18 protein-coding genes and 1 pseudogene are annotated in these 19,644 nt (G+C 66.0%); 6 read left to right on the top strand and 13 right to left on the bottom strand.

What is annotated here, in order from left to right; genetic code table 11:
* Positions 1–93 precede the first annotated feature (93 nt).
* Positions 94–435, top strand: a complete 342-nt coding sequence (gene erpA, locus QX132_RS03475) for an iron-sulfur cluster insertion protein ErpA (RefSeq protein ID WP_315711699.1) — start codon at positions 94–96, stop codon at positions 433–435.
* 15 nt (positions 436–450) lie between these two features.
* On the opposite strand, the gene QX132_RS03470 is transcribed toward erpA, so the two are convergent.
* Positions 451–2,766 carry an ATP-binding protein gene (locus QX132_RS03470; RefSeq protein ID WP_316160102.1) on the bottom strand — a complete coding sequence of 772 codons (2,316 nt, stop codon included), beginning with the start codon at positions 2,764–2,766 and terminating at the stop codon, positions 451–453.
* A gap of 758 nt (positions 2,767–3,524) precedes the next feature.
* On the opposite strand from QX132_RS03470, the gene QX132_RS03465 reads away from it, so the two are divergent.
* Complete coding sequence (locus QX132_RS03465) at positions 3,525–5,141, top strand: IS1182 family transposase (protein WP_316160100.1); 1,617 nt, start codon at positions 3,525–3,527, stop codon at positions 5,139–5,141.
* A gap of 70 nt (positions 5,142–5,211) precedes the next feature.
* On the opposite strand, the gene QX132_RS03460 is transcribed toward QX132_RS03465, so the two are convergent.
* Complete coding sequence (locus QX132_RS03460; RefSeq protein ID WP_315774968.1) at positions 5,212–5,952, bottom strand: metallophosphoesterase family protein; 741 nt, start codon at positions 5,950–5,952, stop codon at positions 5,212–5,214.
* 267 nt (positions 5,953–6,219) lie between these two features.
* On the bottom strand, positions 6,220–7,125 hold the full coding sequence (locus tag QX132_RS03455) for a LysR family transcriptional regulator (protein WP_316160098.1): 906 nt from the start codon (positions 7,123–7,125) through the stop codon (positions 6,220–6,222).
* A gap of 95 nt (positions 7,126–7,220) precedes the next feature.
* Between QX132_RS03455 and styA the strand changes: the two genes are divergently transcribed.
* The 4 genes and pseudogenes from styA to bla all read left to right on the top strand — a co-directional run bounded on the left by styA (position 7,221) and on the right by bla (position 11,120).
* Positions 7,221–8,468 (top strand): styrene monooxygenase subunit StyA, encoded by a 1,248-nt coding sequence (styA, locus tag QX132_RS03450; protein ID WP_316160096.1) that lies wholly within the window; start codon positions 7,221–7,223, stop codon positions 8,466–8,468.
* A gap of 16 nt (positions 8,469–8,484) precedes the next feature.
* A complete protein-coding gene (locus tag QX132_RS03445; RefSeq protein ID WP_315810922.1) occupies positions 8,485–9,012 on the top strand; it encodes a flavin reductase family protein in 528 nt (175 codons plus the stop codon).
* A gap of 430 nt (positions 9,013–9,442) precedes the next feature.
* Positions 9,443–10,234 (top strand): exodeoxyribonuclease III, encoded by a 792-nt coding sequence (xth, locus tag QX132_RS03440; protein ID WP_315738159.1) that lies wholly within the window; start codon positions 9,443–9,445, stop codon positions 10,232–10,234.
* A 21-nt stretch (positions 10,235–10,255) separates the two neighbouring features.
* Positions 10,256–11,120, top strand: a pseudogene (gene bla / locus QX132_RS03435) (class A beta-lactamase).
* Here bla and QX132_RS03430 read toward each other — a convergent pair.
* The 10 genes from QX132_RS03430 to QX132_RS03385 form a co-directional block, all read right to left on the bottom strand.
* Positions 11,075–11,920, bottom strand: a complete 846-nt coding sequence (locus QX132_RS03430) for an urease accessory protein UreD (protein WP_316160093.1) — start codon at positions 11,918–11,920, stop codon at positions 11,075–11,077. The pseudogene bla and the gene QX132_RS03430 overlap by 46 nt on opposite strands.
* Entirely contained in the window at positions 11,917–12,561 is a 645-nt protein-coding gene (ureG, locus tag QX132_RS03425) for an urease accessory protein UreG (RefSeq protein WP_315738162.1), read from the bottom strand. Before ureG ends, QX132_RS03430 begins: the two co-directional genes overlap by 4 nt.
* Positions 12,558–14,264, bottom strand: a complete 1,707-nt coding sequence (gene ureC, locus QX132_RS03420; RefSeq protein ID WP_316160091.1) for an urease subunit alpha — start codon at positions 14,262–14,264, stop codon at positions 12,558–12,560. The genes ureG and ureC overlap by 4 nt, the downstream gene beginning before the upstream one ends.
* A gap of 5 nt (positions 14,265–14,269) precedes the next feature.
* Positions 14,270–14,968 carry an urease subunit beta gene (gene ureB, locus QX132_RS03415; RefSeq protein WP_316160090.1) on the bottom strand — a complete coding sequence of 233 codons (699 nt, stop codon included), beginning with the start codon at positions 14,966–14,968 and terminating at the stop codon, positions 14,270–14,272.
* A gap of 10 nt (positions 14,969–14,978) precedes the next feature.
* A complete protein-coding gene (locus QX132_RS03410) occupies positions 14,979–15,656 on the bottom strand; it encodes an urease accessory protein UreF (RefSeq protein WP_316160088.1) in 678 nt (225 codons plus the stop codon).
* Positions 15,649–16,098, bottom strand: a complete 450-nt coding sequence (gene ureE / locus QX132_RS03405) for an urease accessory protein UreE (RefSeq protein WP_316160086.1) — start codon at positions 16,096–16,098, stop codon at positions 15,649–15,651. Before ureE ends, QX132_RS03410 begins: the two co-directional genes overlap by 8 nt.
* Before the next feature lie 220 nt (positions 16,099–16,318).
* Positions 16,319–16,621, bottom strand: a complete 303-nt coding sequence (locus tag QX132_RS03400) for a putative quinol monooxygenase (protein ID WP_315770817.1) — start codon at positions 16,619–16,621, stop codon at positions 16,319–16,321.
* On the bottom strand, positions 16,621–18,135 hold the full coding sequence (locus QX132_RS03395) for an amidase (RefSeq protein ID WP_316160085.1): 1,515 nt from the start codon (positions 18,133–18,135) through the stop codon (positions 16,621–16,623). The genes QX132_RS03400 and QX132_RS03395 overlap by 1 nt, the downstream gene beginning before the upstream one ends.
* 82 nt (positions 18,136–18,217) lie before the next feature.
* Positions 18,218–18,919 carry an ABC transporter ATP-binding protein gene (locus tag QX132_RS03390; protein WP_315770821.1) on the bottom strand — a complete coding sequence of 234 codons (702 nt, stop codon included), beginning with the start codon at positions 18,917–18,919 and terminating at the stop codon, positions 18,218–18,220.
* A complete protein-coding gene (locus QX132_RS03385) occupies positions 18,916–19,644 on the bottom strand; it encodes an ATP-binding cassette domain-containing protein (protein WP_315711676.1) in 729 nt (242 codons plus the stop codon). Before QX132_RS03385 ends, QX132_RS03390 begins: the two co-directional genes overlap by 4 nt.

Raw genomic sequence — 19,644 nt, 5'->3', positions numbered from 1 at the left:
GCGGTTTGATTCCTCAGTGGAGCCCACTTAACTATGGGGAGTGCCCGGCACCAAATGAATAGGGCATGACGCGCCTCCCGGAGACCCATTGCCATGACTGATGCCTCGACCGGCCCCGTCACCATCAGCGAACGCGCCGCCCGCCGCATCGGAGAGATCCTCGGCAAGGAGAGCGCCGGCGCGATGCTGCGCATCTCGGTCGAAGGCGGTGGCTGCTCCGGCTTCCAGTACAAGTTCGACATCGACCGCGCCAAGGCGGACGACGATCTCGTCATCGAGCGCGATCGCGCGGTGGTGCTGGTCGATCCGGCCTCGGTGCCGTTCCTCGCCGGCTCGGAGGTCGATTTCGTCGACGACCTGATGGGCGCCTCGTTCCGGGTCAATAATCCCAACGCCACCGCCTCCTGCGGCTGCGGCACCAGCTTCTCGGTCTAGCCTCCGTCGTATCGGTCAGACCTCCGCGGTAACGGCAGGGCTGTCGGACGGCGCAAGCGTTGGCCCTTCAAGGCTCGGTGCGGGCGTTCCGATTGCCTTCAGCATCGCCGCCACCATGGCCGGCTTGCGCAACGGCTTGGCCAGAAAGTCGGTCATGCCGGCCTCGCGGCACTGCTTGATGTCGTCCGGGAAGGCGTTGGCCGTGAGCGCGATGATCGGGAGCTCGGCGAGCCGCCCGCCCCTCGCCCGGATGGTCCGGGTCGCGGTGATGCCGTCCATCTCCGGCATGCGGACATCCATCAGCACCAGATCGAACTCCTGTTCGTCGGCCGCCTTCACCGCCTGCAAGCCATCCGGAACGATGCATTTCTCGACCGCGAACTCCTGCAGCATCTTCGACACCACCATGCGGTTGGTGGCGTCGTCCTCGGCGATCAGGACCCGCAAGGGACGGCCGAGCGCCCCGATCCGCGCCTTGAGGTCGCCGGCGTCGACACGGTCGGCGCGCTGATCCGACACCTGCTTGTCGCTCCACGGCAAGGTCAGGCTGAAGCGGAAGGTCGAGCCTTCGCCCTGTACCGACGACACCGCGATGACCCCGCCCATCTGCTCGATGATCCGCCGGGAGATCGCAAGCCCGAGCCCGGTGCCGCCGAAGCGACGGTTGATCGAGGCATCGGCCTGGGCGAAATCCGTGAACAGCTTGCCGACCCGATCGGCGGGAATGCCCATGCCGGTGTCGGAGACCCGCCATTCGATCGTCGCCTTGTGGTCGTCGCGCGTGCGGCAGGCCACGGCGATGGTGATGCCGCCGCGCTCGGTGAACTTCACCGCGTTCGATGCAAGATTGATCAGGACCTGGCGAATGCGCGCCACGTCGCCCTTCAGAGCCGGCGGCAGCTTCGGATCGATGTCCGCGTTGACCAGCAGGCTCTTCGATTTCGCATTGACCCCCATGATGGCGGTGACCGCCTCGACCAGGGCTGCCGGCGAAAAGTCGACCGTCTCGAATTCGAGCTTACCGGCGTTGAGCTTGGACAGATCGAGGATGTCGTTGAGGATGCGCTGCAGATTGTCGCCGGACTCGCGGATCGTCATGACCGCGTGGCGCTGCTCATCGTCGAGCTTTGTCTCCAGCAGGGTCGAGGCGAGGCCGAGCACGCCGTTCATGGGCGTGCGGATCTCGTGGCTCATCATCGCCAGGAAGTCGGACTTGGCACGGCTCTCGGCCTCCGCCTGCTCGGCCCGCCAGCGCTCGGTGACGTCGCGGCCGAAGCCGCGATAGCCCGCGAACTTGCCGTCATGGTCGCGCGCCGGCCGCGCCGTCAGCGCCCAGCGGCGGCGCTCGCCGCCCGCGACCACGACATGGATCAGGATCTCCGGGATCGATAGCCGCTTTGCCATGCGGTCGGCGAGAGTCGAAAGCGTCGCCGTATCCGTGGGGCAGAGATATTTCAGCGTATCGATCAGCCGCTCGCCCTTGAGCTGATCGAGCGGAAGCTGCGCCACGTCGGCGAAGCGCTGCGGCGCGTCGATCAGACGGCCCTCGGCATCGGTCTGCCACAGCCAGCTCGCGGCGTTCTCCTGGAATTCCTTCAGCAGCAGCGAGATCGTCTCGTTCTGGCGCTCATGCCGGATCTGCGCCTTCAGGTTCTCCAGGAACACGTTGCCGTGCGACACCAGGTGACGCACCATGAACGAGGTGTAGAGCAGCAGGAACACGACGAGCACGAGATAGGTCGCGCCGCCGCACAGAAGCAGCGAGCCCACCGAGGCGAGCATCAGGGTCCAGGTGTAGGTGAGGCCGGCCCGCGGCACGCTCGACATCGCGAACGCGCCACCGGAGATCATCCCGGTCATCAGCGAGCCCACGATGATCTGCAGATGCGGATCGACCTGCGGCATCACGATCAGCGGCAGCGATCCCCAGATGGTCGCCAAGAAAAACGCCTGCAGCGTCATCCGGGAGATGGCGCGTTCGGACGCCTCCTGCGGCCGCGACTTGCGCGCGCGCCACCAGCCGCGCAGCGCCATGCCGCCGGCCACGGCGATCGCGGCGCCCCACGCGATGAGGAAGAGATTGGAGACGGTGTTCCAGAACACGCCGAGAATGATCGCCGCGTTGGCGAAATTGATGCCGATGGTCACGGGGACGAGGCGCGCGACGGCATCGACCTGCCGCGCCCGGATGCGCCGGCGATCGCGCTCGGTCAGCGCTTCATCGTCGAGACCTTCGATGGCGCCGAAGCCGCCGATCCAAAGGAAGAAGGCACCCAGCGGGCTGCCACCGGCCGTTCGCTTCGAGCGCGTGGGATCCCCAGGCCAATTCATGAGCGCGCAGAACCTTCCTTGTGATCCCTTGCCATGCCTGACCGGCTGCTTCAGCCGCGTTAATTGTCCCGCCCGTAGAATTACGGAAGTTCCGAACGCGCGCGCTGACAGGGCTGGATGCAACTCGTCGTTCTCGCGGCACGATATGCCCGAGTCATGATCGTCGATTTCACCCTCGTTGAGGTCGAGGGCGCAGGGAATGCCGGGTGCTGGCCGCAACCCATGGCCCGCCTGCAGAAAAAAAGCAGGCGGCAGTCACCACAGGTCCAGCCGGTCAACCGGCATTCCCTGCGCGACGGCTCTACGCCTTATACGCACTCTCCCCGGGGACCGGCTTGATTGCCCCCGTGGCCGGCGGATCATCGTCCCCACCGGCTTGGCCTCAGCATCGGGAGACCAGGACCATGCGATTTCGGCGTGCGCCAGGACTGTTCGTCCGCATGGCATCAGCCATGCTGCAGTCCACAGCGCCCGTCGCATCCCACCCCGCGTGTCGTGACGATCGCGATACGCCCCTCGTGCCGGGGCGGGACGACCTAATGAAGCACGATTTCTGATAAAAAGAAACAACGAAATTTTTCGACGCGGGACTGGACAGGGCAAATCAGCTTGAAGCGACTGACGAAAATCCTTTCTGCGCGCAGACGGATTCGACGCCGGCCGCACCGGCTGACGCTCGGAAAATACACAAGGCCGCGCCACTGATTTGCCCGACGAGGCTGGGCAAGAACTCAGTGTTCACGGTAAGATTTGGGGGCATGACGAATCGGCCGTTCAAGAGCGGCGAGAGCCGCGATCAAGAGAGCCTGCTTCCGCCTCGGATTGAGGATTATGTCGGGCCGGACAATCCGGTTCGTGCGATTGACAGCTACGTCAACGCTCTCGATCTGGCCAAGCTTGGCTTCCGCCACGCCAAGCGGAGGGGATCGGGTGTCGGGCAGCCGCCGTACGATCCGGCGGACCTGCTGAAGCTTTATCTCTATGGTTATCTGAACCAGGTCAGATCGTCGCGCCGGCTCGAGCGTGAAGCCGGCCGCAATCTGGAGCTGATCTGGTTGTTGAGGAACCTGAAGCCCGGCTATCGGACGATTGCGAACTTCCGCAAGGAGAACTGGGCTGCCTTGAAGGCGGCGAACCGTAGCTTCGTCCTGTTGCTGCAGGAGATCGGGTTGATCGGCGGGACCCTGGTCGCGGTCGACGGCGCGCTGTTCCACGGCAATGCCAGCAAGGACAGCATCTTCACGCGCGGGAAGCTCGCCAAACAGATCGCCAAGCTCGATGAGGAGATTGAGGCGTACGGCAAGTCTCTCGACACCAACGACGCGGCGGAAGCCAAGCAGCCCGACGACGGCAAGGATGGCAACAAGGATGGCGGCGATGTCGGGGACAAGATCAAGGAGCTGATGGCCAGGCGTGAACGCGCACAGTCCGATCTGGAGAACCTGGACAAGGGCGACAAGGGACAGGTGTCGAAGACCGATTCCGATGCGCGACTGCTGAGCAAGGGCGACCAGACGATCGCAGGCTACAATGTCCAGAGCGTCGTCGACGACAAGCATAAGCTGATCATCGCCAGCGAGGTCGTCAATCGCAGCGATACAGGACACCTTCATATGATGGCGAAGGCGGCCAAGGAGGGCCTCCAGGTCGAGGCGCTGCAGATACTGGCAGATGTTGGCTATTACAACAGCGAGGATATCAAGGCTTGCGAGGATGACGGCGTCACCGCCTATGTCCCGCTGCATCACGGCAATGGCAAGAAGCACGGTCGCTTCACGCGAGGTGACTTCACCTACAATTCCGCGACCGACACCTACCAGTGTCCCGCAGACCAAGCGCTGCATCCAACAAAGAAGCTCTGGAAGAATACGAGCGGCAGGATGGAACGCCGCTACCTGGCCTCCGTGGCGACTTGCGGCATCTGCCCCCTCAAGGCGTCTTGTCTCTCTGCGAAGGAAAAAAGCCGCCGCGTCTCTCGATGGGAGCACGAAGAGGTGCTGGATCGTCACCGCCAGAGGATGGCGAGCGAACAGGCCGGCCAATTGATGCGCCGCCGCTCGGCCATCGTCGAGCACCCGTTCGGCACGCTCAAGTGCCGCGCCGGCTATCAGCACTTCCTTGTCCGCGGCTTCGACAAGGTTCGCGGGGAATGGAGCCTCATGGCGCTCTGCTACAATCTCACCCGCGCCCTCAACATTCTCGGCTTCGACGACTTCCTCGCCCGCATCGCCGAATGGGCTCTTGCAGCTCTACATGCCACTTCCGGCGAAGCGAGGGGCGCATGGGAGGCGGTTTCGCTTGCCCTGATCCGATTCTGGACCATGATGCAGTCATGGCTCGAAATTGCACCGCGCCGAGCCCTCTCACCCCCCTAATTCGGATTCTTGCCCAGCCTCGACGGGCACCCGCGACGGCGCAATGTCGCGCCGCGCTCTGACCAATCGCTCAGATCACCGCGCCGGATGCGTAGGCGCTGGCCCAACGCGGAAACCCGTTCTCCATGGCGCGCGCCGCGGCGCGATCCCAGTCGTAGGTGAGCGCGAACAACTCCGCCTGCCAATGTCCGCGCCGCTCCGTCAGAACGGCATAGCGCGCGTGCGGCGAGCGATATTCGAGCTGGGCAGCGACGGGGATGTCGCCGAATACGGGGCAGCCGACGCTGCCGGGATTGACCACCAGAGGCCCGCGCGGCACCTGCACCATCGCCTGCCGATGGCTGTGGCCACACAGCACCAGCGTGGCGCCGCCGAGATTGACGAGACGCGCGGCCAGCACGTCGCGACGCGCCGAGACGTAGCGGCCGTCGTCGAGCATCTCTTCGAGGAGGCAGGTGCTGTCGTCATCCGGCGTGCCGTGGACGGCAAGAATGCCCTGCTCCAACGCGATCCGCGCCGGCAAGGCATGCAACTGGCGTCGCTGCTCAGGCGTGAGCGCCGCACGCGCGAAGCGGCCGGCCGGCGACAGCTTCTCCTCCGGCCATTCCTCGATCCAGCGGTCATGATTGCCGCGCACCGTCGGCAGCGCCAGCGACTGCAGCAGCTCGAAGGTTTCCTGCGGCCATAGCGGGCTGGTGACGCAGTCGCCGAGATTGACGGTGGCATCGACGCTGCGGGTCGCGATGTCGGCGAGCACGGCCTCCAGTGCCGGAAGATTGCCATGCACATCGGAAATCACGGCCAGTCGCATTGTCGTTTCCTCGCGTCGCAATTCGTAGTGATCACTTGAGACAGAGCCATAGCATGATCGTCATTGCGAGCGAAGCGAAGCAACCCAGGGCGACCCAGGAACTATGGATTACTTCGCTTCGCTCGCAATGACGGCGCAAACGTAGGGTGGGCAAAGCGGCGCCGAAGGCGGCGCGTGCCCACCATCGCGATCATGTTGTGGAACGGTGGGCACGGTGCTCGCGACGCTGGCGCGTCGCTGTGCGCCTTTGCCCACCCTACGATTCTCTCATTGCGGCGCGTTGATCGCGAACACGTCGGCGCGCTCGATGATCAGGTCGCGAAACAGACGCGCCCTATGCGACATCCATTGCGGGTCGGGATAGATGACGTGGAGCGGCAGCGACGGCACGTCGTAGTCGGGCAGCAGATGGATGAGCTTGCCTGATGCAATGGGACCGACAGCGCACCAGTCCGGCAGCACGGCTGCGCCGAGACCTTCGAGCGCGGCCAAGGTCATGATGTCGGCGTCGTCGCACGTGAGCGATGGCATGATGCCGACGACGTGGCGGCCGGTCTCGGACTCGAAGCTCCATTCGTTCTTTGGCGACAACCGCGAATAGGTCACGCAGGGGAGCTCGCGCAGATCGTTCGGCAGCCGCAGCTGACAGTGCCGGGCGAGCAGCGTGGGCGCCGCGACCAGCAGCCGCTTCACGGTGCCGACGCGCCGCGCGACCAGCGAGCTCGAGCTGAGCACGCCAATGCGGATGGCGAGCTCGGTGCCGGTCTCGACGAGATCGACGAACTGCTCGGTGAAGCGGATGTCGAGCCGCACCTCGGGATAGCGTCGGCCGTACTCGGCGAAGATGTCGGCGAAGAAGAAGCGGCCGAACGAGGTCGGCACCGTCATCCGCAAGGTCCCGGAGGGCGCGCCGACACGGCGCGGCGACGGCACGCCGGCGCTCTCGAACAAGGTGACGATGTCCTTGGCGAGCTTGAGGACGCGATCGGCCTCGGTGGTCGGGCGCAGCTTGCGCGTGGTGCGGACGAACAGGCGACAGCCGAACTGCTCCTCCAAGAGCGCGATGCGCTTGGTGATCGCCGGTTGTCCCAAGCCGAGATCGGCCGCGGCCTGGGTGAAGCTGCCGGCCTCCATGACGCGGATGAAGGTCTGCAGCGCGTCGATCCGGTCCATCCATTCCTCCCCGGAATGAGTTTTATTCTCCTCATTCCGTATACGTCAGGAGGCGGCCTGGTCTAGCCTCTCAAAAAATCAAACGGAGGGAGACCATGGAGAAGTCGATTGGCATTGTCGGAGCCGGCATCGGCGGGCTGCATCTCGCGCTCTATCTGCAAAAGCATGGCGTCCGGGTGACGGTCCTGACCGACCGCGAGCCCGAGCAGTATGCTGCAACGCGGCTGATGAACACGGTAGCGCACCACGGCGTCACGGTCGCACGCGAGAACGAGCTCGGCGTGAATCATTGGGACGATCCTGATGTCGTCTATCACCACCACGATCACTTCTTCAATTTTCCGGGCAGCCCCCTGCTCTTCCGCGGCGCGTTCAAGCAGCCGAGCCGGGCCGTCGACTATCGGATCTATTTGCCGGCGCTGATGAAGGATTTCGAGAATCGCGGCGGCGCGATCGAATATGCCAGCATTCAGGACGACGACATTCCGGCGCTGGTGGCGCGCTTCGACCTGCTGGTGGTGTCGACCGGCAAGGGCGCGCTGGGGCGGATGTTCAGCCACCGGCCGGAGCTGTCGCCCTACAACCAGCCGCAGCGCCTGCTCTGCGTCGGCCTGTATGACGGCGTCGACCACGGCAGCCCCGACCGCGACGATCCGCGCGGCGTGACGCCATCGGTCTCGCCGGGGCATGGCGAGATGATCGTGATCCCGACGCTCACCTTCGGCGGCATGAAGACGGCGCTGCTGATGGAGAACATTCCCGGCGGCGACATGGCCGAGCTGGTGTCGCTCAACTACGACGCCGATCCATCGGGCTTCCGGCGGATGCTGCTCGACAAGCTCGAGAAGCACCATCCGCACACCTACAACCGGATCGACACGCACCGCTTCGATCTGCAGCCGCTGGACCTCTTGCAGGGCGCCGTGGTGCCGACCGTGCGGCGCTCCTCGGTCAGCTTCGACGACGGCAAGATCGCGATCGCGCTCGGCGACGTGCATTCCGTGGTCGATCCGATGATGGGCCAGGGTGCCAACATGGCCTCCTATGCCGCGTTCGAGCTTGGCAAGGCGATCACCGAGGCGGTGGCGTTCGACGACCGCTTCGTCGAGACGGTCGATCGCGCGCGAGAGAACCGCGTGCTCGCCGCCGCGCGCTGGACCAACCTGATGCTGCAGCCGCCGTCGGAGGCGATGGGCCGGCTGATCTTCACCATGGCGCAGGATCGCGGGCTCTGCGACGAGTTCACCGACAATTTCAACTATCCTGAGCGGCAGTGGGACCGGCTGGCGAGCGAGCGGCGGATTCATGCCTGGATCGATGACCGAGCAAAGCTTGCAGCGTGATGGCGGAGAGAAGCCGATGAGCCATCAGCCGGACCCGGCCAGTTTTCGCGCGGCCGCGTCGCGGTTCTCGACCGGTGTGACCGTGGTGACCAGCAGCGGTGACGACGGCGCGGCGGTCGGCATGACCGCCAACAGCTTCACCACGGTCTCGATGCAGCCTCCGACGGTGCTGGTGTCGCTGAAGCGCGGCCGGACGTGGCAGGCGGTGAGCGAGACGCGCCGCTATGCGGTCAATGTGCTCGCGGCCGACGCCGTCGCGATCTGCCGGCATTTCGCCGGCACCCCGCTGGCCCAAAGAGCACCAGCGCTTGACGCGCGCGACGGGTTCTTCCTGCTGCCGCAGGCCATCGCGCAGTTCGGCTGCGAGGTCGTCAGCACGGTCGAGATCGCTGACCACACGCTGTTCATCGGCGAGGTCCGCTGGTGCCGGCACAGGGACGGCCTGCCGCTCGCGTTCTACGCCAGCCGCTTCCGCAACGGCTTGGGTGCGGAGATCTTGCCGGGCGATGCGCCGGCGTATCCGGCGGAGGGATGGAGCATTTGACCGCGTGGCGCGGTGGGCACGGCGCTGCGCGCCTTTTGCCCACCCCACCAGTCGACGGAAGTCTGATGCGGTTCGCCGGGACGACTTAGTGAGCCAAACATCGTCACATTGAAGACTGCGGGTCCGGCACAGTCGTGAGGCTCAACCGCCGATCGGTCCGGGGTCGATGCCCCCCGTTGTGGCGGCTCCAGGATGACCGGAGCGCGGCCACGTGACGATCGAACCTGAATTTTACCGCCCACCCCGCCTCGCCGTCAAATGGATCGGCACCGCAGGCGCCAGCCCTGCGGCCGGTGGTCCACAGGAGTTGCGCGCGTCGTCGGCTAGCGGCGCTCGTTCAGCCTGTGATTCCACGCCATTCGCCTTGACCGGGGTGGTCGCGGCTTGATCTAACCGGGGCCGTTTCTCCTTCCCCCGGGAACCTCAGGCCATGCGCATCGCCACCTGGAACGTCAATTCGGTCCGGCAGCGGATCGATCACCTCCTCACCTGGCTGAAGGAGTGCGCGCCGGACATCGTCTGCCTGCAGGAGATCAAGTGCACCGATGACGCATTCCCCAGGCTGGAGATCGAGGCGCTCGGCTACAACGTGGTGACGCACGGCCAGAAGACCTTCAACGGCGTGGCGCTGTTGTCGAAGCTGCCGTTCGACGAGACCAAGTCCGGGCTCGATGGAGATGCCGAGGATGTGCATGCGCGCTTCCTGGAAGGCGTAGTCAGCCTGAAGCACGGCGTGGTGCGCATCGCCTGCCTCTATCTGCCCAACGGCAATCCGCCGAACACGGAAAAATATCCCTACAAGCTCAAATGGATGTCGCGGCTTCGTGACTATGCGCGTGAACGGCTGAAGACCGAGGAGCCGCTGATCCTCGCAGGCGACTTCAACGTCATCCCCACGGCGGCCGACGTCTCCAATCCGGAAGCCTGGGTCGAGGACGCGCTGTTCCGCCCGCAGACGCGCGAGAGCTTCCAGGCGCTGCTCGGCCTCGGGCTCACCGACGCGCTGCGCGCGGTGACCGATGCGCCCGGGCAATACACGTTCTGGGACTATCAGGCCGGCGCCTGGCAGAAGAACATGGGGATCCGAATCGATCATCTGCTGCTGTCGCCGCAGGCCAGCGACCGGCTGGTCGAGGTCGGCATCGACAGTTATGTCCGCGCCTGGGAGAAGCCGTCCGACCACGTGCCGGTATGGGCCGATTTCGATCTCGAGACGGCGTAGAGTTCAAGGACGGTTCCCGTGATGCGTTACTCACGGCGGCAATTGTTTCCGCTCGCGCTCGTGCCCCTGCTGGTGAAGCCCGCGCTCGCAGCCGACCTCCAAGAGACAATTGCGGGCATCGAGGCCGACAGCGGCGGGCGGCTCGGCGTGGCGCTGCTGGACACCGCGAGCGGCGCCCTGAGCGGCCACCGGCTCGACGAGCGGTTCCCGATGTGCAGCACCTTCAAGGCGCTGCTGGCGGCCGCGATCCTGACCAAGGTCGATGCCGGCGCCGAGCAGCTGCGCGCGCCGCATTCCGATCGCGCAAGGAGACATCCTGTCCTATGCGCCGGTGACCAAGGCCTATGTGGGGACGTCGGGCCTGTCGGTCGGTGAATTGTGCGAGGCGACCGTGACGCTCAGCGACAACACGGCGGCGAACCTGCTGCTGGCGTCGCTCGGCGGTCCGACCGGACTGACCCGCGCCATCCGCGGCTTCGGCGACGCCATCACCCGGCTCGACCGCATCGAGCCCGAGCTCAATGAAAGCGTGCCGGGCGATCCCAGGGACACCACGACGCCGGCGGCGATGGCGCAGACCTTGGCGAAGCTGACGACCGGCAACGCGTTGTCGGCCGCGTCGCGCGATGTCCTGAACGGCTGGCTGATCGGCTGCAAGACGGGTGGTGCCAAGCTGCGCGCCGGCCTGCCCGGCGAATGGCGCATCGGCGACAAGACCGGCGCGGGTGAGCGCGGCAGCAGCAACGACGTTGCGGTGATCTGGCCGACGGGACGCGCTCCGGTGATCGTGACGAGCTATCTCACGGAGACCAAGGCCAGCGACGACAAGCGCAACGCGGTTCACGCGGCGGTCGGCCGAGCCGTCGCCAGCGCGCTCGGGGCCTGAGCCGCCGCCTCGCGATAGATCGCGGCGATCGCGTCGAATCCGGTGCGCAGCTGGCGCATCTCGCGACCGGCGAGGCGCACGCCGAGACCGGCGCTATCCGGCAGCAGGCTCGCCGCAGCGTAGAGGGCGCCGATGCAGGACAGCGCATCGGCGAGACGCTGGCGGAGCGCGGTGAGATCGTGCGTCGGGGGCAGCATCAGCACGGCCGAGCCGAACGCGCGATGGCCCTTGAAGACGGCGACATCGGGATCGCGCAGCTGCATGCGGTCGATCAGGAGCGGCTCCTCGTCCGTCCGGCGCACGACGAGCGTGGAGTCGAGCTCGCGGAACAAGCGCCCCTGCCCGTCCGGGTCATGCATCGTGAAGGCGTCGGTCACGAGCGCCGATGCATCGGCGGCGCAGTCCAGGTCGAGCACTTGGCACAAGGCCGCCCCGGGAAACAGGATGCGCGGCTCGGGTCGGTAGTCGAGCGACGCGCCGGCCGCGACGCGCAGCAGCACCTGCTCCACCGCCCGCGCGCCCGGCTCGGCGCGATGCACTGACGTTGCGCCCTGCGTCGTCAAGCAGGCCGCCGCACCCGGGCCAAGCGTGAAGCGTTGCGTCAGCCGGTCCTCGCCATGCACCGCGCCACTGCCGGTCTGCAGGATCACGCTGAGGAGATCAGGCCGCTCGGCATCGGTATGGAAGCTGCGCGTCAACACGAACGGCCAGGCGAACAACCGGCGATCGATCACCGTACGGCCGCCGCGGCGAACGAAGGAGAGATCGAGCCGCGGCGGCTCTGGGGCTGAAGCGCTCACGTGCGGAACAGCACCTCGCGCTCGAGCAGGTCGACGATCGCCTCGATGCCCTCGCCGCGCCGGCAGTTGGTCAGCAGCACCGGCCGGCCGCCGCGGACTTCCGTTGCCTCGCGCTGCATGCGGGCGAGATCGACGCCGACATGCGGGGCGAGATCGACCTTGTTGATGACGAGCAGATCGGCGCGGATCACACCGGGGCCGCGCTTGCGCGGGATGTCGTCGCCGCCGGCGACGTCGATCACGAACATCCAAAAGTCGGTGAGGTCGCGCGAGAAGGTCGAGGCGAGGTTGTCGCCGCCGCTCTCCAAAAGGATCAGCTCGACGCCGGGAAAGCGCCGCTCCAATTCGTCGGCTGCCTCGATGTTGAGCGTCGGGTCCTCGCGGATCACGGTGTGCGGACAGGCGCCGGCCTCGACCGCCGAGACTCTTTCAGGATCGATCAGGCCGGAGCGGCGGACGCGCTCGGCATCCTCGGCGGTGACGAGATCGTTGGTGATGACCGCGATGTCGATGCCGCGCGCCTGCAGCGCCGGGATCAGGCGTTCGACCAGCGCCGTCTTGCCGGAGCCGACGGGGCCGCCGATACCGACGCGCGCCGCGGTCATCGGCTGATCGACGCGCGTGAGAGCGAGACGGCTCATCGCAGCATGAACCTTCTGGCGAGCGGCACCGTGGTGGCCGGCGGGCACATCAGCAGCTTGCCGTCGGCGCGCACCTCGAAAGTCTGCGGATCGACCTCGACATGCGGCATCGCCGCGTTTCTGATCATGTCGGTCTTGCGCAAACGGCGGACGTTCTTGATCTGCACGGTCTCACGTCCAAGCCCGAGCTTGCGGCGAATGTCGGCCTCGACCGCGAGCTTTGACATGAAGTTGACGCCGAGCCGCTGGGGCGCCGCGCCGAGCGCGCCCCACATCCGCTTCTGGATCATCGGCTCCGACAGCCCGAGGCTGCCATTGCCATCGCCCATCGTCGCCCACACCGGAAAGCCGTTCTTGATCACCATATAGGGCTTGAGGCCGAACGAGGCGCGCGGCCACAGCACGAGATCCGCCATCTTGCCGACCTCGATCGAGCCGACGACGTGATCGATGCCAACGGCGATCGCCGGGTTGATCGTGAGCTTGGCGATGTAGCGCTTGATGCGCTCATTGTCGGCGCGATCAGTCGCCTCCTCCGGCAGCCGGCCGATGCGGTCCTTCATGACGCTGGCGAGCTGCCAGCATTTGGCGACGTTCTCGGCGAGCCGGCCCATCCCCTGCGTGTCCGTACCGAAGATCGAGATCGCGCCCATGTCGTGCAGGAAATCCTCCGCCGCCATCGACTGCGCCCGCACCCGCGCCTCGCCGAACATGACGTCCTCGGGCGCATTGTAGTTGAGCTGATGACAGATCATCGTCATCGGCACGCCCTCCTCCATCCCATAGGAGGTGTAGGGATTGGTCGGGTTGGTCGAGGACGGGATCACGTTGGGCCAGGACACGACCTTGAGCAGATCCGGCGCATGGCCGCCGCCGGCACCCTCGACGTGGTACATGTGGATGGTGCGGCCATCGACCGCGGCCATCGTGTCCTCGCAGAAGCCATATTCGTTGATCGAGTCAGTATGCAGATGCACGGCGAAATCGTTGCGGTCGGCGGCGATCAGGCTCTTGTCGATCACGTCGGGCGCGGCGCCAAAATCCTCGTGGATCTTGACCGACATGCCGCCGGCCGCGACCGCCTCCTCGACCGCTTCGGGGTTGGAGCCGCCGCGGCCGAACAGCGCGTAGTTCAGCGGCGAGAACTCGATCGATTTCAGGAAATGGCCGAAGTTCGGCCCCGAGCCGCTGCCGACGTCGAACACCGGCCCCGAGCCGTTGCCGACCAGGGTCGTGGTGCCGCCGGCCAGGGCATGATCGGATTGTTCTGGCGAGATCAGATGCGCGTGGGATTCGATCGCGCCCGCCGTGACGATGAACGGGCCGCCGGCGATCGGCGCGGTGGTGTGTCCCACCACCATGTCCGGATGCACGTCCGGCATCACGTCGGGGTTGCCGGCCTTGCCGATGCCGACGATGCGACCGTCGCGAATGCCGATGTCGGCCTTCACGATGCCGGCGACGGCGTCGACGATAGTCGCGTTCTTGACGACGACGTCGAGGATCTTGTGGGACGACGTGCGGTGGCCGGCGATGGCCTCGCCGTCGCGCAAATTCTTGCCGGCCCCGACCAAAAGCTCATGGCCGTAGCTCGTGTAGTCGTGCTCGATCTCGGCGAGCAGGCTGGTGTCGGCGAGCCGGATCAGGTCGCCCTTGGTCGGGCCGTACAGCTCGGCATAGGCGCGGCGGGTCAGCGTGGCCATGATCGTCAGGCTCCCAGGTAGCCGCGCGACTGCGCGAGTTTCAACGCGGCCTCGCGCGCGCCGGCGGCATCGAGCGGGCCGTTGACGAGCCCGGCCTGGCCCCGCACGATCCGGTCGCCGGTGATCGGCACGAGGCGTACCGATTTGGTGACACCAGGCTCGAAGCGGACGCCGAGTCCCGCAGGACGATCGATCTTCATGCCCCAGGCCGCGGCGCGGTCGAACAACAGCGCGCGATTGACCTCGAAGAAATGGGTGTGGCTGCGCACCTGGATGTCGCGATCCCCGGTGTTGACGACGTCGAGCGTGACCGCCGGCAGCGTGGTGAACATGTCGATGTCTCCGGAGCCTTCGATGATCTCGCCGGGCACGATCTCATCCGGCAGAGCACCTTCGGCCGGCTGGATCGGCTCGAACAGCGCCATCACCTTGGTGCCCTCGGCGAACATCAGCTCGACATAGAGCATCGGGATCATCCGGGCGACGCCGGGCTCGACATCGTCGGTGGTGAGCAGCCGCCCTGCCATGTCGCGGATCTCTGCATAGGGCAGATTGCGGCGCGCGGCGGTCATCACTTCGTCGGTGATGTAGGCCACCGCCTCGGGATGGCTGAGCCTGATGCCGAGCAAGCGGTTGCGCCGCGCCATCTGCGCGGCGTTGAAGATCACGAGACGATCCATCTCGGTCGGCGACAGGTTCATCATGGGCAACCTCTCAGGTCGTGAACATGCGCACGTGCCGCAGCGGACCGCGCGACACCGCGATGTCGATGAAGGGCGTGAAGCTCGACGGCATCGCGTCGTCGTCGGGCGTATCAGCCAGCAAATCGGGGAGCAGCGCGCGGGCGCGCGCGAGGCTGCGTTGAGATTCGATGTGGCCGATCAGGCCCAGCCGCACGGCGGCGCTGACGAGACCGGTGACGAGCGTCCAGCCGGAGACGAGCTCGGCGGCGGCAAGGCCGAGACCGGCATCGCGGCCGGTGACGGCCTGCACGACAGGCAGATGGCCGAGACGCACATCGGTCGAGACCTGGGCGCGATAGGCGACCGACAACGGACCGGCGAGCTTGACCCAGACGCCGAGCAGCGCCCTGCCCGCGCGCCGCGATCCCTCGCGCATCTCGGCCGACGGTGTGGTCGCCTCCGCGAGGCGATCCACGGCGGCGATCGCGGCGATGTCGTTCGCATGCCATGCTCTTCGCAGCAGGATGCGATCCATGCTTGCCCAGCGCTGCGCAAGGTGATCGGCAATAACGCCGTCGAGGTCGGCGCGACCGGACAGCAGGCCGTCGGCCGCGAGGCCTTCGATGCCCCAGGAGAACGCAAAGCCGCCGGCAGGAAAAGCGCTGTCGCCGAGCTGCAGCAGCACGAGCGCCTCGCCGCGGTCAAACATGATCGCGCTCCACGACCTCGCCGGCATCGAGCAGCGGCTGTATGCGGGCGCGATAGGTGTCGAGCGGGGCATCGAGCAGCACGATCAGATGATCGTCTTCGAAGCGAACCCGCCAATGCAGGTTGCCGGCGTGCCAGCCGAGCTTCAGCGCACAGGCCGGATCGCGCGCGCGCAGGCGCCAGACCTGCTCCTCACCGAAGCGGGCTATGATGGCGCGGTCGGGTTCGAGATACAGCAGCGCGCCGTCGACCAGCTCCTCGTCGCGATCGAGGCTGACCGCGCAATCGGTGCCGCGATCAGTCGTCAGGCGGAAGCGCTTGCGGCCGGCATCGGCGGGCGGCACGAACAACAGCTCGATGCCGCCGCGATGTTCAAGGGCGTGCAGTTGCCGGGCATAGGCCCTGTCGTCGGCGCGTCCTATGATGCCGTGCAGGCGGAGCATCGGCGTTGGTCCTCTTTGTTCGTCAGTTCTCGGCATTGGGGCCTCATGGTTCGAGACGCCCGCCAAGTGGCGGGCTCCTCACCATGAGGGTTGAGAGTTTCGCGGTGGGTTAGCTTCGCTGTGAGTTTTCTCCCGCCACAGCCACCGTCCTCGTCCTGAGGAGCCCGCCGCAAGGCGGGCGTCTCGAAGGACGATTGGTTTGCTCAAGTACCTCCGCGCCCTACCGCAGCGTCGCCGAGACCTCCTGCGAGGTCACGAGAATGACCTCGCCGTCAAGGATCGGCTTGGCGATGCCGAAGAAGGTCGCCACCGCGGCGGAGCCGTTGTGGCGGTCCATCGCGGCCTTGTCGGCGAAGCGCTCGTAGGTCGTGAACAGACCGGGCTCGGTCTCGCTCTGCGAGATGAAGAACCCGATCGTCTCCGGCTCGCTCTCCGCGACATGGGCCGCGACGGCGACGAGGGCGTCGCGCATCGTGGCCTCGTGTCCCGCCTTGGCCCTGATGACCGCGGTGATGGTGATTATCAGAACGTCTTCCAGTCACCGTCGGCCTCGAACGCGCTCGCCGCCTGGTAGATCGTGGACTCGCCATAGTCCTTGCCGATCAGCATCAGGCCGACCGGCAGGCCGTCCGACAAGCCGCACGGCAAGGTCATCGCCGGATGGCCTGTCACGTCGAACGGGCTGGTCGTCGCGGTCATCTCGAAGGCGCGCTGCACGACCTCGGCGAGCGGCGCATCCTTGGCCGGGATCGGCGTGGCGACGCACGGCAGGGTCGGCATCAGCAGCAGATCATAGGAGCCGAACATCGCATCATAGGCCGCCTTGGCTTGAATCGCGATGTTGCGCGACTTGGCGTAGTAGCGGCCACGATAGTGCTCGAGGCCCCACTGCCCGACCAGCATGGTCAGCTTCAGCGTCACCGACAGGTCGTCGGCGCGCGTGCGCCAACCGGAATGCGCATCGAGCAGGCCAACGTCATACAGGCCCTTCCAGTTGAAGCCCATGCCGTTGCCGAGCATCATCTGCACCAGGAAGCCTTCGAGCGTGATCGGATTCCACGCCGCCAGCGCATGCATGTGCTCGGGGATCGAGACCTCGGACACCGAGGCGCCCAGCTTGGCGAAGCGCTCGGCACCGGCCTTGACCTTGCTGACGACGCCCTCTTCCATGTTCGGCGCGCTGAAGCCCTCCTTGAGCACGCCGATCTTGAGGCCCTGGACGCCCTTGCCGAGCGCCTCGGTGTAGGCGGAGACCTTCGGCGCATATTGCCTGGGATCGAGCCCGTCGGCGCCGGCCAGCACTTCGAGCAGCAGCGCATTGTCGGCAACCGACTTGGTCATCGGTCCCGTGTGGTCGATCGTCGACTCGATCGGCATCACGCCGGTGTAGGGCACGAGACCGTGGGTCGCCTTCATGCCGTAGATGCCGCAATAGGACGCGGGGATGCGGATCGAGCCGCCCTGGTCGCCGCCGATGGACATGTCGACCTCGCCGGCCGCCACCAGCGCGGCGCTACCCGAGGACGAGCCGCCGGCCGAATAGCCCATCTTCCAGGGATTGTGCACTGGCGCGGGATTGGAAGTGTGGCTGCCGCCGGACAGGCAGAAGTGCTCGCAGACCGCCTTGCCGACGATGGTGCCGCCGGCATCGAGGATGCGGGAGACGATGGTGGCGTCGGCGGCGGGAATGAAACCCTCGAGCGTGGTCGAGCCGTTCATCATCGGCACGCCGGCGAGCGCGACGTTGTCCTTCAGCACCACGGTGCGGCCTGCGAGCTTGCCGCCCGCTGCGCCCTTGACCTCGGTCTTGATCGCCCAGGCGTTGTACTTGTTCTCCTTCGCCGGCGGCTTGGCGCCCGGCGTACGCGGATATTTCACCGGCGGCAGCGGGTTCGGCAACTCATCGATGATGTCGTACTGATCGAACATGCCACCCATCAGCGACAGATATTCGGCGGCCTCCTCGACCGTCATGTTCATATGCAGGCTGGCGGCGAGATCGGCGACTTCCTCGGCATTCGGGCGTTTGATGGACATGAGTCATCCTTTCTTGTGAGGACAAGCTGGGCAGAGACAGCAAATTGTCAGTTAATGGGCCGGCGCAGCACGCCGGTAGATTCTAGCTCGGGACCATCTGACCTTCCCGGGCCAGCAGAGTCTCACGGTCGAGCTCCTCGGTGATGCGCCCCTTCTGGATGTGCAGGATGCGATCCGACAACGACGTGATGAATTCGAGGTTCTGCTCGACCACGATCAAAGACATCTTCCAGCGCATCTTCAGCGCCAGCAGGGTCTCGATGATCTCCTCGATGATCGATGGCTGGATGCCTTCAGTCGGCTCGTCGAGCAGGATCAGCCTCGGCTTGGTGCAGAGGCAGCGCGCCAGCGCCAGCAGTTGCTGCTCGCCGCCGGACAGCGCGCCGCCGCGACGATCGAGCAGCCGGACCAGCCGCGGGAAATCCTGGAGCACGGCATCAATGACGCTGCGATCTTCCTTGGGCGCGGATGCGAGGCCCATGCGCAGATTTTCCATGACCGACAGGTCCGGGAAGATCTCGCGGCCCTGGGGCACAAGGCCGATGCCGAGCCGCGAGCGCTCATGCGGCTTCAGATGCGTGATGGTCTTGCCGGCGAACACGACCGAGCCGTCGGTGGTCGGCAGATGCCCCATCAGCGTGCGCAGCGCGGTGGTCTTGCCCATGCCGTTGTGACCGAGAATGCCGAGATACTCGCCATCGGCCACCGTCAGGTCGACGCCGAACAGGATCGGAATCCGGCCATAGCCTGATTTGAGACCCTTGACCTCGAGAAGCGCGCTCATGCGGCCACCTTCTTGCCGAGATAGACGTCGCGCACGCGCTGGTCGGCGAGCACCTTGTCGACGGTGTCCTCGACCAGCACGCGGCCCTGGTGGAACACGGTCACGCGCTTGGCGATCTGCTTGATGAACTCCATGTCGTGCTCGACCACGACAATGGCGCGGGTCTGGTTGATCTCGCGGATGATCGCCGCGGTGTGGAAGGTCTCCTCGTCGGTCATCCCCGCGGCGGGCTCGTCGAGCAGGATCAGCTCCGGCTCGGCGGCGAGCACCATGCCGATCTCGACCCATTGCCGCTGGCCGTGCGACAGGGTGGCGACGATGCTGTCGGCGTAGTCGGTCAGCCGGATCATCTCGAGCACGGCATTGACCGCCGGACCCTGCTGGCGCGGCGTCGCCTTGCGGCGCACCGCCATCCAGATGTTCTCGCGCACCGAGAGGCCGTTGAACACATTCGGGACCTGGGTCTTGATGCCGATCCCCATCCGCGCGATCTCGTGCGACAGCTTGCCCGCGATCGGCATGCCACGGAATGCGATGCTGCCCGACGTCGGCACCAGTTGTCCGGTCAGCGTCTTGAAGAACGTGCTCTTGCCGGCGCCGTTCGGGCCGATCAGGCAGCGCAGCTCCATCTCCTGAAGCGTGAAGGTGATGTCGTCATTAGCGACCACGCCGCCGAAGCGCATCGTCAGGTGCTCGGCCTTGAGCAGAGGAACCAGGTCCGCCAT

Source organism: Bradyrhizobium sp. SZCCHNRI20481 (assembly GCF_032485055.1).
In the GTDB taxonomy this organism is placed as follows: domain Bacteria; phylum Pseudomonadota; class Alphaproteobacteria; order Rhizobiales; family Xanthobacteraceae; genus Bradyrhizobium.
Note: the sequence above shows the minus strand (reverse complement) of the source record. Positions and strands in the feature narration are given on the sequence as shown.

Coding starts and splice junctions, on each gene's coding strand:
- erpA (WP_315711699.1), top strand. CDS start 94: ATGACTGATGCCTCGACCGGCCCCGTCACCATCAGCGAACGCGCCGCC.
- QX132_RS03470 (WP_316160102.1), bottom strand. CDS start 2,766: ATGAATTGGCCTGGGGATCCCACGCGCTCGAAGCGAACGGCCGGTGGC.
- QX132_RS03465 (WP_316160100.1), top strand. CDS start 3,525: ATGACGAATCGGCCGTTCAAGAGCGGCGAGAGCCGCGATCAAGAGAGC.
- QX132_RS03460 (WP_315774968.1), bottom strand. CDS start 5,952: ATGCGACTGGCCGTGATTTCCGATGTGCATGGCAATCTTCCGGCACTG.
- QX132_RS03455 (WP_316160098.1), bottom strand. CDS start 7,125: ATGGACCGGATCGACGCGCTGCAGACCTTCATCCGCGTCATGGAGGCC.
- styA (WP_316160096.1), top strand. CDS start 7,221: ATGGAGAAGTCGATTGGCATTGTCGGAGCCGGCATCGGCGGGCTGCAT.
- QX132_RS03445 (WP_315810922.1), top strand. CDS start 8,485: ATGAGCCATCAGCCGGACCCGGCCAGTTTTCGCGCGGCCGCGTCGCGG.
- xth (WP_315738159.1), top strand. CDS start 9,443: ATGCGCATCGCCACCTGGAACGTCAATTCGGTCCGGCAGCGGATCGAT.
- ureG (WP_315738162.1), bottom strand. CDS start 12,561: ATGAGCCGTCTCGCTCTCACGCGCGTCGATCAGCCGATGACCGCGGCG.
- ureC (WP_316160091.1), bottom strand. CDS start 14,264: ATGGCCACGCTGACCCGCCGCGCCTATGCCGAGCTGTACGGCCCGACC.
- ureB (WP_316160090.1), bottom strand. CDS start 14,968: ATGATGAACCTGTCGCCGACCGAGATGGATCGTCTCGTGATCTTCAAC.
- QX132_RS03410 (WP_316160088.1), bottom strand. CDS start 15,656: ATGTTTGACCGCGGCGAGGCGCTCGTGCTGCTGCAGCTCGGCGACAGC.
- ureE (WP_316160086.1), bottom strand. CDS start 16,098: ATGCTCCGCCTGCACGGCATCATAGGACGCGCCGACGACAGGGCCTAT.
- QX132_RS03395 (WP_316160085.1), bottom strand. CDS start 18,135: ATGTCCATCAAACGCCCGAATGCCGAGGAAGTCGCCGATCTCGCCGCC.
- QX132_RS03390 (WP_315770821.1), bottom strand. CDS start 18,919: ATGAGCGCGCTTCTCGAGGTCAAGGGTCTCAAATCAGGCTATGGCCGG.
- QX132_RS03385 (WP_315711676.1), bottom strand. CDS start 19,644: ATGGCGGACCTGGTTCCTCTGCTCAAGGCCGAGCACCTGACGATGCGC.